At 74.9% G+C, this 14146-nt stretch carries 16 protein-coding genes; 5 read left to right on the forward strand and 11 right to left on the reverse strand.

The annotated features are described in order from the left end of the window. Nucleotides 1–10 precede the first annotated feature (10 nt). The 3 genes from AMOR_RS21550 to AMOR_RS21560 are packed head-to-tail and all read left to right on the forward strand — an operon-like array spanning nt 11 to nt 2276. Nucleotides 11–430 carry a hypothetical protein gene (locus AMOR_RS21550; protein ID WP_248353947.1) on the forward strand — a complete coding sequence of 140 codons (420 nt, stop codon included), beginning with the start codon at nt 11–13 and terminating at the stop codon, nt 428–430. Continuing rightward, nucleotides 427–1200 carry a hypothetical protein gene (locus tag AMOR_RS21555; protein WP_248353949.1) on the forward strand — a complete coding sequence of 258 codons (774 nt, stop codon included), beginning with the start codon at nt 427–429 and terminating at the stop codon, nt 1198–1200. Before AMOR_RS21550 ends, AMOR_RS21555 begins: the two co-directional genes overlap by 4 nt. Then, on the forward strand, nt 1197–2276 hold the full coding sequence (locus AMOR_RS21560) for a radical SAM/SPASM domain-containing protein (protein WP_248353952.1): 1080 nt from the start codon (nt 1197–1199) through the stop codon (nt 2274–2276). The genes AMOR_RS21555 and AMOR_RS21560 overlap by 4 nt, the downstream gene beginning before the upstream one ends. Before the next feature lie 64 nt (nt 2277–2340). Here the strand turns inward: AMOR_RS21560 and ybaK are convergent, their stop codons facing one another. From ybaK to AMOR_RS21580, 4 genes are all read right to left on the reverse strand, one after another. After that, the gene (ybaK, locus tag AMOR_RS21565) at nt 2341–2823 is read right to left on the reverse strand and encodes a Cys-tRNA(Pro) deacylase (RefSeq protein ID WP_248353956.1); all 483 of its coding nucleotides are present in this window, start codon (nt 2821–2823) and stop codon (nt 2341–2343) included. A gap of 39 nt (nt 2824–2862) precedes the next feature. Next, a complete protein-coding gene (locus AMOR_RS21570) occupies nt 2863–4248 on the reverse strand; it encodes a GAF domain-containing protein (RefSeq protein WP_248353958.1) in 1386 nt (461 codons plus the stop codon). Continuing rightward, complete coding sequence (locus AMOR_RS21575) at nt 4245–4718, reverse strand: hypothetical protein (protein WP_248353959.1); 474 nt, start codon at nt 4716–4718, stop codon at nt 4245–4247. Before AMOR_RS21575 ends, AMOR_RS21570 begins: the two co-directional genes overlap by 4 nt. Before the next feature lie 84 nt (nt 4719–4802). Beyond that, nucleotides 4803–5465 carry a hemerythrin domain-containing protein gene (locus tag AMOR_RS21580; RefSeq protein WP_248353961.1) on the reverse strand — a complete coding sequence of 221 codons (663 nt, stop codon included), beginning with the start codon at nt 5463–5465 and terminating at the stop codon, nt 4803–4805. A 138-nt stretch (nt 5466–5603) separates the two neighbouring features. Here AMOR_RS21580 and AMOR_RS21585 point away from each other — a divergent pair, with 138 nt between their 5' ends. Beyond that, nucleotides 5604–5957 carry a hypothetical protein gene (locus AMOR_RS21585; RefSeq protein ID WP_248353963.1) on the forward strand — a complete coding sequence of 118 codons (354 nt, stop codon included), beginning with the start codon at nt 5604–5606 and terminating at the stop codon, nt 5955–5957. Here the strand turns inward: AMOR_RS21585 and AMOR_RS21590 are convergent. From AMOR_RS21590 to AMOR_RS21615, 6 genes are all read right to left on the reverse strand, one after another. Further along, the gene (locus AMOR_RS21590) at nt 5852–7774 is read right to left on the reverse strand and encodes a DEAD/DEAH box helicase (protein ID WP_248353965.1); all 1923 of its coding nucleotides are present in this window, start codon (nt 7772–7774) and stop codon (nt 5852–5854) included. The two genes, AMOR_RS21585 and AMOR_RS21590, sit on opposite strands and share 106 nt — an antisense overlap. A 67-nt stretch (nt 7775–7841) precedes the next feature. Beyond that, nucleotides 7842–8282, reverse strand: a complete 441-nt coding sequence (locus tag AMOR_RS21595; protein WP_248353967.1) for a DUF2721 domain-containing protein — start codon at nt 8280–8282, stop codon at nt 7842–7844. Between the two features lie 56 nt (nt 8283–8338). Then, nucleotides 8339–10540 (reverse strand): prolyl oligopeptidase family serine peptidase, encoded by a 2202-nt coding sequence (locus tag AMOR_RS21600; protein WP_248353969.1) that lies wholly within the window; start codon nt 10538–10540, stop codon nt 8339–8341. Nucleotides 10541–10631: 91 nt separating this feature from the next. Continuing rightward, nucleotides 10632–11201 (reverse strand): type 1 glutamine amidotransferase domain-containing protein, encoded by a 570-nt coding sequence (locus tag AMOR_RS21605; protein ID WP_248353971.1) that lies wholly within the window; start codon nt 11199–11201, stop codon nt 10632–10634. Nucleotides 11202–11303: 102 nt separating this feature from the next. Beyond that, nucleotides 11304–12227, reverse strand: coding sequence for an aldo/keto reductase (locus AMOR_RS21610; RefSeq protein WP_248353974.1), 924 nt, complete (start codon nt 12225–12227; stop codon nt 11304–11306). Nucleotides 12228–12316: 89 nt separating this feature from the next. After that, nucleotides 12317–12802 carry a hypothetical protein gene (locus AMOR_RS21615; protein ID WP_248353976.1) on the reverse strand — a complete coding sequence of 162 codons (486 nt, stop codon included), beginning with the start codon at nt 12800–12802 and terminating at the stop codon, nt 12317–12319. A gap of 200 nt (nt 12803–13002) precedes the next feature. On the opposite strand from AMOR_RS21615, the gene AMOR_RS21620 reads away from it, so the two are divergent. Continuing rightward, the gene (locus tag AMOR_RS21620; RefSeq protein WP_248353979.1) at nt 13003–13908 is read left to right on the forward strand and encodes a hypothetical protein; all 906 of its coding nucleotides are present in this window, start codon (nt 13003–13005) and stop codon (nt 13906–13908) included. Nucleotides 13909–13939: 31 nt separating this feature from the next. Here AMOR_RS21620 and AMOR_RS21625 read toward each other — a convergent pair whose 3' ends face one another. Further along, on the reverse strand, nt 13940–14113 hold the full coding sequence (locus AMOR_RS21625; protein WP_248353981.1) for a hypothetical protein: 174 nt from the start codon (nt 14111–14113) through the stop codon (nt 13940–13942). Nucleotides 14114–14146 lie beyond the last annotated feature (33 nt).

Here is a 14146-nt window from a genome sequence, read left to right on the forward strand (position 1 = left end):
AGAACCCCCCATGCGCCGCTGGCCCGTGCTCGCCGCCCTCGCCGCCGCCGCCTGCAGCGGCGGCTCCTCGGGGCGCCCGCCCCCCGTCACCGACCTCAGCGGGACGCTCGCGATCACGAGCGACGCCGCGCAGCCCACGGCGTTCGCGCTGGCCGGGATGACCGCGCTCACCGTCGTGGCCCACGTCCGCGGCGGTACCCCGGGGGCGCACGCGGCTCGCGTGGACGTCCTCGCGCCCTCCGGCGACCTGTACGCGCAGCTGCAGGGAAGCATCGATCCCGGTGCGTCCGGCGACGCGACGCTGACGCGCGTCCTGGAGGTCCGCGGCACGCCCATCGACCGCTACCACCAGACCGGAACCTGGACGTTCGTGCTGGCCGTGGACGACGGCCCGGCGCTGGCCCAGGCCGCGGTGGTCATCACGGAGTGACGCGCCTCGCCCTCGAGATCGCGGGGGTGCGGGTGGACCTCCGCGGCGCGGAGGGGCCTCCGGCGCTCGCGGCGCGGTACGGGCCGTTCCAGCGCGAGGCCGGGCGAGCGGACGCGACGATCGAGCTCGTGGGGGGCCCGGACGCGCCGCCGGACGCGCCGCCACGCGTCGTCGAACGCGCCGGGCGCTGGACCATCCAGGGGCGCGACGATCTCGGCCACCTCGACGTCGCCGCCGGCGCGGGCGTGGTCGCGCTCGACCGCCGGGTGAACGCGCTCGACGCGTTCGTGAGGGCCCTCGTCTCTCGCCACGTGCTGGCGCGCGGCGGCGTCCTCGTGCACGCCGCCGCGCTGCGCGTCGGCGGGGCCGCCCACCTCGTCCCCGGCTCCTCCGGCGCAGGGAAGTCCACGCTGGCGTCGCTCGCGCGCGACGGGATCGCCGACGAGCTCGCCGCCGTGCTGCCGCGACCGGACGGCGCGCTCCTCGTCCACGGCACGCCGTGGTGGCGCGGCGATCCGCGGCCCGCGCCGCTCGCGGCGGTGTACGCGCTCGCCTGGGACATCGAGCGCGTCGAGGAGCTCCCCCGGCGCGACGCGCTCCGCCACGTCGCGACCCACCTCGCGCTCCCTGTCGACGATCCCTCTGCGCGCGCGGCCGCGTTCGCCGCGGCGGGCCGGATCGCGGCGGCCGCTCCCTTCCGGCGCCTCTCCTTCCGGCGCGACAGCGACGTCGACGCGCTGCTCCGCCGCGCGGGGAGTGCCGCCGCGTGAGGCGCAGCTTCGCCGACGTGCGGGCCATCGCGCGCGAGAAGGGCATCCCCCTCGCGCTGCACGTCGAGCTGACGTACCGGTGCAACGCGCGCTGCGTCCACTGCTTCCAGGAGCGGGCGGCGGCGCCGGACGAGCTCGACGCCGGCGCCTGGCGCGCGGTGCTCGACCAGGCCCGCCGGCTCGGCGTCCTGTTCCTCACGATCTCCGGGGGCGAGGCGCTCCTGTCGCCCCGGTTCTGGGACGTCGCGGAGCACGCGCGCCGCGTGGGGCTCGCCGTCACCGTGCTCACGAACGGCCTCCTCCTCGACCGGGCCTGCGTCCGCCGCCTCGCGGCGCTCTCGCCCGCGTCGGTCGAGATCTCGATCTTCAGCACGCGGCCCGACCGCCACGACGCGGTGACGCGCGTCCCGGGCTCCCTCCGCGCGGCGGTGCGGGGGGCGCTGCGGCTGCGCCAGGCCGGCGTCCGGGTCGCGCTGAAGTGCCCCCTCGTGGGCGACGCGGCCGGCGATCACGGCGCGGTCGCCGCCCTGGCGGCGCGCCTCGGCGCCGCGCTCCAGCTCGATCCCCACCTCTTCGCGGCCTCGGGCGGCGGCACCGGCCCGACGCGGTGCCGCGGCGACGACGCCGCCATCCAGGCGGCGCTCGCCGCGAGCGGTCCGCCTCCGGAGGGCGGTCCGCCCGCGACGGCGCCGCCGGACCGCGCGCCGTGCGGGATGGCGCGGAGCTTCGTCGCGGTGAGCCCTTCGGGCGACGTCCTCCCGTGCGTGGCGATGCCGCTCTCCGCCGGGAACGTCCGGGAGGCGCCGCTCGACGTCATCTGGCGCGAGTCGGAGGTCTTCCGCCGCCTCCGCGCGCGCCGCTGGGGCGGCCTGCCGGAGTGCGCGACCTGCCCGCGGAGCGGCTACTGCGGCCGCTGCAGCGCCCTCGCGCTGCTCGAGGACGGCGACCTCGACGGCCCGTCGTCGCGGGCCTGCCACGTGGCGGAGCTGCGGGAGCGCGCGTGGGGCCTGCCCGCGCCCGAGGCCGCGCCCGCGCCGAGGCCGCCGCGCGGGCTCAGGGTCCTGAACGGATCCTGAGGAGCCCTTCGACTCCGCGCGCGCCACGCCCGGGGCGACCGGGAGTCGCCGGCGCCTCTCTGCTTCAGCCCTCGATCGCCACCTCCACCAGCGTCGGCGAGAGCACCTTCACGACGTCCGCCGGCGCGATCCCGACGAGGAACCCTCGCGATCCGCCGTTGATGTAGACGCGCGGCAGGTCCGCGATCGTCCGCTCCATGTAGACGGGCATGGCCTTCCGGGTGCCGAAGGGGCTCGTGCCGCCGACCAGGTACCCCGAGTGGCGGTTCGCCACCTCCGGCTTGCAGGGCTGGATCGACTTCTTCCCGAGGAGGCGCGCGAGCGCCTTCGTGGAGACCTCGCGATCGCCGTGCATGAGGACGAGGAGCGGCTCCCGGTCCTCGTCCTCCATGACGAGCGTCTTCACGACCGCGTGCTCGTCCACGCCCAGCTCGCGGGCGGACACGGCGGTGCCGCCCCGCTCCTCGTAGCGGTACGGGTGCTCGGTGTACGCGACGCCCTTCTCGCGGAGGAGCCGGGTCGCCGGCGTCGATGGGATCTTGCTCATGACGGTGGAGTATCCCCGTCCGCGCGCCGGAGGGAAGCGCTACGCGCACTCCTTCTCGACCAGCTCGACCGCGCAGCCGAGCTCGAGCGCGAAGCGCCCGCGCCTCACCGGCACCAGCCGGACGTCCGGGCACTTCTCCTCGAGCCGGCGCCGCAGGAGGATGAGCCGGCTCTCCAGGTTGTCCTTGAGCGGGGGGAGCCCGAGCGTCGGGTCGAGCCGCAGCTCGCGGTTGGTGAACTCGCTGCGGCCCTCGCGGCGGTGGAGCCCGAGCACCTTCCAGAGGATCTTCCCCGGGACGTTCCGCACGAGGTACTCGCCGTCGACGAAGATGCAGTCGTCGTTCCGGTAGTACGTGAACGCGCGGGTCCGGCGGGGCGCGGCGACGGGCGGCGCGCGGCGTGCCGGCGTCGGCTCGGGGTCCTCCTCGGCCGCCGCGCTCATCCGGTCGATCCCCATCGCGATCTGGTTCGCCACGATCTGGAGGAACGCCTCGTCCCAGTCGTCGAACTGGAGCGGATCGCGGCTCTCCACCGCGAGCACGCCGACGAGCCGGTCGCCGGCCACGAGGGGGAGCGCGAGCTGGGCCTGCGCGTCGGGCAGGCCGGGGAGGGGGATCTCGGGTCCGAGCCGGGCGGCGTCCCCGCACTCCGCGACGCGGCCGCGGATGGCCCGGCCGTACCGGAGCTCCTGGCCGACGCCCGCGACCCGGATCATGCGCCGGCGCGCGGCGACGGTCCCGATGATGCCGTCCCCCACCAGCACCTCGGCGCCGATCCCGCCCGCGCCGTAGCCGCGGCTGGCGAGCGCCAGGAGCCGGTCGCCGCGCTCGTCGGGCACGAGGACCATCGCGTGCGAGAAGCCGAGCAGCTCGTCCAGCGCCGCCAGCGTTCCGCCGAGGAGCGTCTCGAGGTCCCCGGCGCGCGCGATCCGCTCCGAGATCGCCTGGACGCCGCGGAGCTCGGTGAGCGGGCCCGGCCCGAGCGCCGCCGCGGGCGACGCGTCCAGCACGGGGTCCGGAGGCTGGAGGAACGCGTCGAGCCGCTCGACGGCGAGCACCTCGTACACGTCCGAGGAGAGGAGCCGGAAGACGCCCGCCATCCCGCTGTGGGACGCGATCGCCTGGATGCGGAGCGCCATCCGCTCGAAGAGCGGCCCCTCGGTCTCGGAGTGGTCGAACCGGAGCCGCAGGCGGTAGGTGTCGAACGTCACCGGATCGTGGACGAGCACCGTCGCGTGCGGGTTCTCCGCGACGTTCCGCTTCGTCTTGTTGAAGAACTGGCAGGAGAGGGCGACGTGACGGGGATCCACGTAGTGGACCTGCGAGAGGTAGGTCGTGTTCGGCTCGCCGTCGCGCGAGCACGTCGTGATGATCGACGGGATGACGCCCTGGAAGCAGGGCCCGAGCGCCTCGAGCGCGGAGCTCACCGCCCGGCCTCCGGGGCGACGAGCGGCGCGCCCGCGCCCGGGCCGGGGGTCTGGACGTAGACGGCCTCGACGCGGAGCCGGACCGCGTGCGCCGGCCAGTGCGACATGCGGAGCGTCACCCGCGGCGGCATCCCGATGATCGCGAGCTCCTGAGCCCACGCGCAGCGGTAGGCGTCGATGGCGGCCCGCTCCGCGGCGTCGCAGGGGCGGACCTCGATCGCGCGCCCCTTCACCTGGATCGAGCGGTGGTCGTGCGCGCGCGAGAACGTCGCGGCGACGCGGCCGTTGTCGCGCGCGTTCGCGATGCAGGTGCCGGCCGTCGCGTCGGGCAGGAAGATCGTCAGCTCCCCCGGCGGTGCGCAGCGCGCGCCGACGGCGCGGACGCAGTCCGGGAACAGGCGGGCGTCGCGGGTGCCCACCAGGATCGAGATGCCGGACTGAAGGAATCCTGCCAGCTCCGTCGAGATCACGCGGGCGCCCCGGCACGGGATCCTAGGCCGGGCCGGGGCGCGCCGCACCGATGCCGCGCCGCCCCCGCGGGGGCGACGCGGACGTCAGAACCCCGCGGCGACCGCGGTCGCGGCCCACTCGACGGGACCGAGCGCGTCCCGCGCGGGCGCGGTGATCCGCTCGAAGACCGGCGGAGGCATCGCCGCGCGCATCCCGGCGAGCATCCCGGCGCGCTCCCGCGTCGCGAGCGCGGGGAGGATGATCGCGCTCCACTCGGCCATCCGGGCCGGCGGGATGGAGGCGAGCAGGCGCCCGTGCAGCTGGCCCAGCTCCTCGTCCGTCCGGTGCGCCCAGAGGACCCGCTGCGCGTCGGCCTCCTCGCGCGCCATGTGGCGGAGGTGCTCCGCGGCGAGCCGCCAGAGCCGCTCGTGGATGCGGGCTCCCAGCGAGACCCGCTCCGCCTCGGTGGCGCCCTCCACGCGCGCCGCGAGGCCGGCGAGCTCGCGGTGGAGCCCGTCCGTGCGCACGTGGTCGGCGGCGAGGTCGGCGTGCAGCTCCGGCGCGATCCGGGCGACCTCCGGCATGACCCAGGTGTCCTCGTGGTGGGCGTGCTCGTCGAGGAACCCGAGCAGGCGCCGGACCTCCGCCGCGGCCCGCGCCGCCTCCTCGGCGCGCGCGAAGTCGGTGCGCCCCGCCAGCGCCGCCGTCCCGGCGAGCAGGCCGCGGATCCCCTTGTGGACCGTCCCGTACAGATCGACTCGGCTCATGTGCTCTCTCCCGTCGTGGGTGACGGGGAGAGGATGCCGGCGGCGCCGCGTCGCGGTTCCTGAATGATCCCTAACGCGATCCTAAGAAGTGCCTAAGCCCTCTCCGGACGCGTGCTACGGTCTCCCCCGGAGGCCGCCATGAACGGAGCTCGCGAGCCGCACCACGCCATCGCCTTCGTCGTCCGGCTCGTCGCGTCGGCGGCCGTCCTCTGGCTCGCGGTCGCGTGGGTGAGCCCCGGGAACCCCGCCAACACCTTCGGCCGCGCCGTGCTCGTCTCGATCGTCCTCTCGATCGCGTACTACATGACGCTCGCGCGGTTCCTCTGGTTCCTCGTCCTGCCGTGGCTGCTCTACGTGTTCGTCTGGCTCGCCGTCGTGATGGGGAGCTACGGCCTCGGCTTCTTCCAGTCCCTCCTGGTGGCGCTCGCGCTCGCCTTCCTCTCGTGGGTCGTCTCGGCCCTCTTCGGAATCCGGACCTTCCGGTCGGAGTGACCGGCGCCGCGGCGCTCGGAGTGGCCGTCGCCGCTCCGCTCCGCGTGCCCGGTCCCCGAGCGCTGCGCGGGCGCGTGGCTCGTCGCGCGCGCGGGGTGCGCATCCGTTCGCCCGGGGCCCGTCGAAGCGCGACCCGCGGGCCCGCCGCGGAACGCCGGCGCCTCGCCACCACCCCGGACCACCTCGATCCGCACGCCCGGCGCGCGCGGATCGGGGCGCCGCGCCGCCTGAGCGAACGCGTCGGCGGACGCACGCGCGATCTGGAACCGGGTCTCCCGGTCGTCCACGACGATCTTGCCGATCGCGTCGCGGGTCACGCCGCCGCGGCGGCAGAGCAGCGGGAGGATCCACTTCGGATCGGCGTTCCGCTCCCGCCCGATCGTGATCTTGAACCAGACGACGTCCGTCGGCGGCCCCCCGCGCGCCTTCCGCTCGCGCGGCGGCGCCGGGCGCTCGGTGGCGGCGACGGCCGTCTCCGGCAGCTCCTCCGGGGCGGGGAGGCGGGCCCGCTTCTCCCGGACCAGCGCGGCGGCGACGAGCAGCGGGTCGCGGCCCTCGAGGAGCCGCGTCGCGGCGGCCCGCTCGTCGTCGGTGGCGTCCGTGGCGAGCGCCTCCACCTCGGCCGCGAGCCGTTCCTCGTCCTGGGCGCGGATCGCGTCCGCGGCCGGCACGGCCGCCCACTCCACCCGGACGTTCGCCTCGCGCAGCATCCGCTCCAGCTTGAACCGCTCGCGCGGCTCGGCGAGGAGGACGGCGATGCCCTTCTTCCCCGCGCGGCCGGTCCGGCCGCTCCGGTGCTGGAGCGCCTCCGGATCGCGGGGGAGATCGCCGTGCAGGACGAGGCCGATGTTCGGGAGGTCGAGGCCGCGCGCCGCGACGTCGGTCGCGACGAGGAGCCGGGCGCGCCCGTCCCGGAGCGCCTTCAGCGCCTTGAGCCGCTCCGCCTGCGTCAGCTCGCCGGAGATGGCGACCGCGGAGAAGCCGCGCTCGTCGAGGGCTGCCGCCGTGTGGTGGGCCGCCTCGCGCGTCGCCCGGAACACGAGCGCGCTCGGCGGATCCACGGCCCGGAGCACGTTCACGATGGCGAGCTCGCGCTCGGCCGGCGCGACGAGGTGGGCGCGATACGCGATGTCCGCGTGCGCCTCGCGCGCCGGCGTCGCGGCCACCCGCACGGCGTCGCGGGTGTACCGGTGCGCGAGCTCGACGATCGGCTTCGGGAGCGTCGCCGAGAACATGATCGTCCGCCGGTCCGGCGCGGCCGCGGCGAGCAGCGCCTCGAGCTCGTCCCGGAAGCCCATGTCGAGCATCTCGTCCGCCTCGTCGAGGACGAGGGCGGCGAGGGCGGACAGGTCGAGGGCGCCGCGGCGATGGTGGTCGAGGAGCCGCCCCGGCGTGCCGACGACGAGATGCGCGCCCTGCCCGAGGGCGCGGGCCTCCCGGCGCGCGTCCATGCCGCCGACGCAGGCGACGACGCGCGCCCCGGTCTCGGCGAGGAGCCACGAGAGCTCGCGCTGGACCTGCAGCGCCAGCTCGCGGGTCGGCGCCACCACGAGCGCCGCGGGGGGGCCGGCCTCGCCGAACGCCGCCGCCTCCCCGAGGAGCGCGTCGGCGAGGACGAGGCCGAACGCGACGGTCTTCCCCGAGCCGGTGCGGGACGAGACGAGCAGGTCCTTCCCGCGCAGATCGGGCGAGAGGACCGCCGCCTGCACCGGCGTCGGCTCGGCGTAGCCCTTGCGCTCGAGGGCGCGCGCGAGGGCGGGGTGGGCGCCGAGGTCGGGGAAGGGCGCCGGGGCGGGAGGGGCAGGCGGGTGGGTCACGGCGGCGTTCTAGCAGGAACGCGCGCGGGGCGCTCCTTTGCCCGCTCCGGGCGCGCCCCGGACGCCGTCACGGGTGCTCGATCCGCACGCTCCGCACCGCGAGCAGCACCTCGGCGAGGAAGGACAGGAGCGCGCCGATGAACGCGACCATCGCGAGGATGAAGAGCGTCGCGACGGGATGCGAGAAGTCGCGGCGCAGCATGGAGCCGACGAACGCGGTCGCGATGAGGGCGCAGACGAGGAGGGCCGCGCTGATCGCGAACGTGATGGCGGTGTTCACGAGCTTCCGGCGGGTGATGAGCACGTCGAACTCCGCCCGGAGCCGGGCCCTGCGGTCCTCCGGCATGGTCGGCAGCTTCTCGTTCAGGACGCGCGCGCGGTCCACCACGCGGACGAGCCGCGACGAGAAGACGCCGAGGAGCGTGCCGAGCGCGGTGAGGAGGAAGACGGGTGCGACCGAGAGCTGGATGACGCGTGCGACCGTGAAGATCGGGGAGTCGGGGGGCATCGGGGCGAGTGTCGCCTGCGCAGACAGGAGCGGGCAAGAATCCGCCGCGGATCCCGCTACCGCGCCGCCTTCTTGTCCGCCGCCGGCGCGCCGCCCTCCCCCCCGAACCCCGCCGGCAGCTCCATCCCGAGCGCCCGCACGAGGAACGCGTACACGTCGGCGCGCTCCTCGATCTGCTTCGAGGTGGGCTTGCCGGCGCCGTGGCCGGCGCGGGTCTCGATGCGCGTCAGGATCGGCGCGTCGCCCGCCTGCGCCGCCTGCAGGGCGGCGGTGAACTTGTGGCTGTGGGCGGGGACCACGCGGTCGTCGTGGTCCGCGGTGACCACCAGCGTCGGCGGGTAGCGGGTCCCGGGCTTCACCGCGTGCAGCGGGCTGTAGCGGTAGAGGACGTCGAAGCCCTCCTTCGTCTCGGCCGACCCGTAGTCGCTCTTCCAGCCCCAGCCCAGCGTGAACCGGTGGAACCGCAGCATGTCGAGGACCCCGACCTCCGGCACGGCGGCGCCGAACAGGTCCGGGCGCTGCGTCTCGACCGCCCCGACGAGGAGCCCGCCGTTCGACCCGCCGTTCACGGCGAGCCGCGAGGGCGTCGTGTAGCCGTTCGAGACGAGCCACTGCGCCGCCGCGATGCAGTCGTCGAACACGTTCTGCTTCCGCGCGAGCCGCCCGGCGTCGTACCACTCCTTCCCGTACTCGCCGCCGCCGCGGAGGTTCGGCATCGCGTACACGCCGCCCATCTCGAGCCACACGAGCCGCGAGACCTTGAACTCGGGCGTGAGGGGGATGTTGAAGCCGCCATAGCCGTAGAGCAGCGTCGGGTTCCGGCCGTCGAGCGCGATCCCCTTCCGGTGGACGAGGAACATCGGGATCCGCGTCCCGTCCTTCGACCGGTAGAAGACCTGGCGCGTCACGTACCGGCGTCCGTCGAACGCCACCTTCGGCGCGCGGAACGTGTCGAGCGCGCCCGTCTTCGCGTCGAGGCGGAGGAGCATGGGCGCCGTCGTGAAGCCGCTGAAGCCGAGGTACACCTCCGCCTCCGCCACCGGCCCCTGCACGTCGAGGTCGCGCACGGTCCCGAGCGCCGGCAGCTTCACCTTCGCGACGCGCTTGCCGTCCTCGCCCCACACCTCGAGCTCGTCGTGCGCGTCGCGCATCCACTGCACGACCAGGCGGCCGCCGGCCCACGCCGCGCTCGCGAGGACGTCGCGGCCCTTCGCCTCGGGCACGATCGTCCGCCACGCGGCCGGCGCGCGCGCGTCGCGCCGGATCGCGACGAGCCGGGAGCGCGGCGCGTCCTTGTTGGTGAGGACGTAGAAGGTGTCGCCCTCGTTCCCCACGACCGCGTAGGTCGCGTCCATCGCGTCGAGGAACGGCTCCGCCTTCCACTCCGGCCTCGCGAGGTCGACGAGGAAGATGGAGGTCTCCGGGTTCGTCCCCTTGCTCGCGGTGATCACGAGCCACCGCCCGTCGAGCGTCACCTCGCCCCCGACGTACCACTCCGGCTGGTCCTGCCGGCGGAAGACGAGCCGATCCTGGTCCTGCTTCGTCCCCAGGCGGTGGAACCAGACCTGGTGATCCTGGTTCACCGCCGTGAGCGCGGCGCCCTCCTTCGGCGCGTCGTACCGGCTGTAGAAGAAGCCGCTGCCGTCACGGGTGAAGCTCGCCCGGCTCGCCTTCGACCAGGACACGACGTCCGGGCGATCCGCGCCGGTCTCCACGTCCCGGACGCGCCAGGTGAGCCAGTCCGAGCCGGCGTCTGCGAGCGCGTACGCGAGGAGCTTCCCGTCCTCCGACACCGCCCACTCGGACAGCGCGACGGTGCCGTCCGGCGAGAGCCCGTTCGGATCGAGCAGCACGCGCCCGGCGTCTCCCGGGCGGTCGGCGACCCAGAGCACGGACTGGTTCTGCAGCCCGGAGTTCCGCAGGAAGAAGACGCGCCCGCCGCGCCGCCGCGCCTCCGTGAAGCGCTCGAAATCGAACAGGCGCGTGAGGCGGTCGCGGATCGCGGCCCGCTCCGGGACCGCGGCGAGCCACGCCTGCGTGAGCGCGTTCTGCGCCTGCACCCAGGCCTGCGTGTCGGGGCTGTCAGGGTCCTCGAGCCAGCGGTACGGATCCGCGACCTTCGTCCCGAAGAAGTCGTCCACCACACCGTCGCGGCGGGTCTCGGGATACCGGAGCGGCGCCCGGTCCGCGGGCAGCGCAGGCGGGACGGGTGCGGCCGGAGAGGCGGAGAGCGCGAGGGCGACGAGCAGATCGAGCATGCGAGGGCTCCCGGGGCGGTCGTCGATGCTTAGCCCCGGAGCCCCACCGCCTGCAAGCGGGCCCCTCGCGACGGGAGGACCCCTCGAGCGGCTACGCGCCGGCCGAGGGCTGCTCGCCCGCGCCCGCCCGACCCTCGCGCGCCTGCGCGCCCTCGCCGACGCGCTGCAGGAGCGTCCGCGAGAAGGCCTCCAGATCGCCCGGGTTCCGGGAGGTGATGAGGTTCTCGTCCTCCACGACCTCCCGGTCCACCCAGCGCGCGCCTGCGTTGATGAGGTCGGTCTTGAGGGACGGCCAGGACGTGACCGTCTTCCCGTCGAGCGCGTCGGCCTCGACGAGCATCCACGGGCCATGGCACACGGCGGCGACCGGCTTGCCGGCGACGAACATCGTCCGGACGAGCCGCACCATGTCGATGTCCGTCCGGAGGTGATCCGGCGAGTAGCCGCCCGGGATCACGAGCGCGTCGAACTGGTCGGCGGAGACGTCCTTGGCCGAGGCGTCGGTCGTGAACGTCTCCTTCTTCTTCTTGCCCTCGATCCGCTTCCCCTTCTCGAGCCCCACCAGGACCGTCTCGTGGCCTGCCGCGCGGGCGCGGTCCCACGGGATCCGCAGCTCCGAGTCCTCGAACAGGTCGTCGGCGATGAACGCGATGCGCGCCATGTGTCTCCTCCGTCGCCGCAACGTTCGGCACAGGAGCCGGCGCCGCCAACCGGCGAACGCGCGTTTTTCTGCGCGAAATCGAGGGGCGCGGCGCGGCGGGGGCTAGCCCGCCGGGTTCCACCAGATCCGGCCCTTCCCGGCGATCGCCTCCGCGGCCCGGCGGCGCGTCTCCGCGAGCTCCGCCGCGCTCATCGGCCGGAACGCGGCGGCGGCCGCGAAGGCGGCGTCCTGCTCGTTCTCGAACGAGAGGCCGAGGAGCGCCACGTCCGGATCGCAGGTGAGCGTGTACCGGACGCAGTCGCCGACGGAGAGGTGGGGCAGCGTCGGCGCCGCGGCGTCGGAGCCTCCCGACGAGAGCTTCCCGCGCGGCCGCTCCGACAGCGGCCGCCCGTACCCCTCGGTGTCGCCGACGAGCTTCCCGGCGCCGAACGTCTTGAAGCAGATCGTCCCGACGCCGAGCGCCCGCGCGCGCGGGAGGAGCTCGTCGACGTACCGCGCGTCGACGAACGGGCCGACGGGGAACATGACGACGTCGCACGTGCCCGACGCGAGCGCCGCGGCGAGCACGTCCGGGTCGTGGCTCGAGATCCCGCGGAACCGCGCCCGCCCGCGGGCGATCTCCCCCGCGAGCGCGTCCATCCCGCCGCCGGGCGCGGCGAGCCGGGCCCACGCGGCGGGCTCGGAGACGGAGTGGAAGACGAGCAGGTCCACGGAGGGGAGGCCCAGGCGCGAGAGGCTCGCGTCGAGCTGGGGTGACACCGGCCGGTCGAGGTCGTCGATCTTGTCGACGACGAAGACGCCGTCGCGCCGGCCGCGCAGCGCCTCCCCGACGATCTCCTCCGAGTACCCGTCCTCGTACATCGGCGCGGTGTCGACGACGTTCACGCCGGCGTCGAGCGCGCGGCGGAGCGTGGCCACGCAGCGCTCCTTCGGGACGGACCGATCGGCGAGATCCCCCTGTCCGATGGCGGTGGCGACGAACCCGGTGCGGCCGATGGCGCGCCGTGGCGCGAAGCGGGGCGGCATGGAGCCCTCTTACGCCGGCGCGCCCGGCGGGGCAACGCGACGCGCCGCGCGGGCGTCCCCGGGCGGCGCGTCCGGTCCTTCGCACGGCGCTACTTCTTCTGCGACGGCTGACTGGAGTGCGTGATCGCGATCTCCGTCGCCTGGGGCGTGTCGCCGCTCCGGTCCATCGTGGCGCGGACCTCGGCGCCCTGGCGGATGTCGTCGAACGACGCGCTCTTCCCGTCGACGGTGATCTTCGCGTTCTGCGCGACCTTCACCTGCGTCGTCGCGGTGCCCGCGTCGATCGCGAGCTCGTGCTGCTGCTTGTCCACCAGCGCGACGCGCCCCGTGACCTGGTTCGCCTGCTCCGGCGCGCCGGCCCCCGCGGCCGCCGTCTCGCCAGCCGCGACGCCGCCCTGCTGCGTGCCGCCCTGGCCCTCCGCCGCGACGGAGCCGCTGCCGTCGCCCCCGGCCCGCGCCTCCGGCGCCGTCCCCGGCGCGGGTTCGGCGGCGACGCGGTCGCCGGATCTCGTCGACGTCTTGCACCCGGCGACGGCGAGCACCGCCGCCGCGATCGCCCACCCTCGAGCTCGCATGACTCTCCCCCCTTCCCGGCAAGATGGGCGCGGCCCACGAGGTGCGCACGGCGGGGGTCGGGCACGCGGGAGAGCGCCGCGCTGCCCGTGCGCAGGCCGAGGCCCCGGCGCGCCGCCTCCGGCCCCGCCCGGTGCTTGGCCACGCGCAGGCCGGGAGCCCAGATTCGGGGCGTCATACCCGCAGTCGAGGGAGGGGAAACATGAAGAGGATCCGTCTGTGCGCCGCCGCCGTGGCGGCGCTCGCTGCGTTCACCGTCCGTGCTCAGACCACCACCGACACGCCGATCCTCGGATCGCACGGGGTCGCGGACTGGCCGACCGAGGTGACGCGCCGCCCGCTGACGCTCGGCGCCGGGATGGCCGAGGTCTACTTCCCGGTGAACATCAACCTCCAGAAGAACGAGGAGGGGAAGCCGATCTCGTCGAACCCGAGCCTCTACTTCGGCCTCACGGATTCGTGGATGATCGGCGTCCGCCACCTCGTCGGCCTCTGCTACAGCGGCAGCTCCAACGGCTGTGACCGCTTCTACCAGGACGTGAGCGTCGACACGGTGTTCTCGCTCGGCCGCGCCGCCGGCCTCGACCTCGGCCTCGGCCTCGCCGTGAACTACGCGCCCATCGCCGAAAAGGCCTGGAGCGGCGAGGCGCGGGTCATCGTGCGCGCCGGCGGCGGCCCGCTCGCGCTCACCGTCGCGCCGACCATCAACTTCGGCCTGAACGGTCGCGACACCCGGACGAAGTGGGCGGCGGGGACGTTCGACGTCGGCGGGACGTACAACCTCGTCCGTCCGATCCCGGATGAGATCTCCTCGGGCGGCGTCGTCAAGGGCGAGAACCGCGAGATCATCTCGGTCCCCGGCACGCTGCAGCTCCAGCTCGGCCCGACGCTCGCGCTCGCGGGCGGCATCGCCATCGAGGGACCGATCAACCCGTCCGCCGGGAGCTTCGGCGACTACTACCGCGTACCGGTGAGCGCGGCGGTGATCGTGACGCCGATCCGCTGGATCGACATCGGGGCGAGCTTCACCTACCCGGACCTGCTCGGCAAGACGGCGAACAACACCGACTTCCGGTCGCTCGGCATCTTCGCCGCGTTCCGGATCTGATCCCGGCCGCGCCGGCGCGGCCCGCGACGTCCTACGGGCCGCGCAGCAGGCCGATCACGAAGACGAGGAAGAAGATCGGGACCAGCACGGCGACGATCCCGCCGACGACGAGCCCGGTGATGGCGGCCCATCGCGCCGGGCCGCGTGGCGGCAGCGGCGCGTCGATGGCGAACGGGTTCTTCTTGCGCAGGATGGGGTGAGGCACGGCGGCATTGTACCTCGCCCCGGGGTCGTCGCG

The sequence above is a fragment of the Anaeromyxobacter oryzae genome (assembly GCF_023169945.1).
GTDB classification, from domain to species: domain Bacteria; phylum Myxococcota; class Myxococcia; order Myxococcales; family Anaeromyxobacteraceae; genus Anaeromyxobacter; species Anaeromyxobacter oryzae.

Coding starts and splice junctions, on each gene's coding strand:
- AMOR_RS21550 (WP_248353947.1), top strand. CDS start 11: ATGCGCCGCTGGCCCGTGCTCGCCGCCCTCGCCGCCGCCGCCTGCAGC.
- ybaK (WP_248353956.1), bottom strand. CDS start 2,823: ATGAGCAAGATCCCATCGACGCCGGCGACCCGGCTCCTCCGCGAGAAG.
- AMOR_RS21580 (WP_248353961.1), bottom strand. CDS start 5,465: ATGAGCCGAGTCGATCTGTACGGGACGGTCCACAAGGGGATCCGCGGC.
- AMOR_RS21585 (WP_248353963.1), top strand. CDS start 5,604: ATGAACGGAGCTCGCGAGCCGCACCACGCCATCGCCTTCGTCGTCCGG.
- AMOR_RS21595 (WP_248353967.1), bottom strand. CDS start 8,282: ATGCCCCCCGACTCCCCGATCTTCACGGTCGCACGCGTCATCCAGCTC.
- AMOR_RS21600 (WP_248353969.1), bottom strand. CDS start 10,540: ATGCTCGATCTGCTCGTCGCCCTCGCGCTCTCCGCCTCTCCGGCCGCA.
- AMOR_RS21605 (WP_248353971.1), bottom strand. CDS start 11,201: ATGGCGCGCATCGCGTTCATCGCCGACGACCTGTTCGAGGACTCGGAG.
- AMOR_RS21610 (WP_248353974.1), bottom strand. CDS start 12,227: ATGCCGCCCCGCTTCGCGCCACGGCGCGCCATCGGCCGCACCGGGTTC.
- AMOR_RS21615 (WP_248353976.1), bottom strand. CDS start 12,802: ATGCGAGCTCGAGGGTGGGCGATCGCGGCGGCGGTGCTCGCCGTCGCC.
- AMOR_RS21620 (WP_248353979.1), top strand. CDS start 13,003: ATGAAGAGGATCCGTCTGTGCGCCGCCGCCGTGGCGGCGCTCGCTGCG.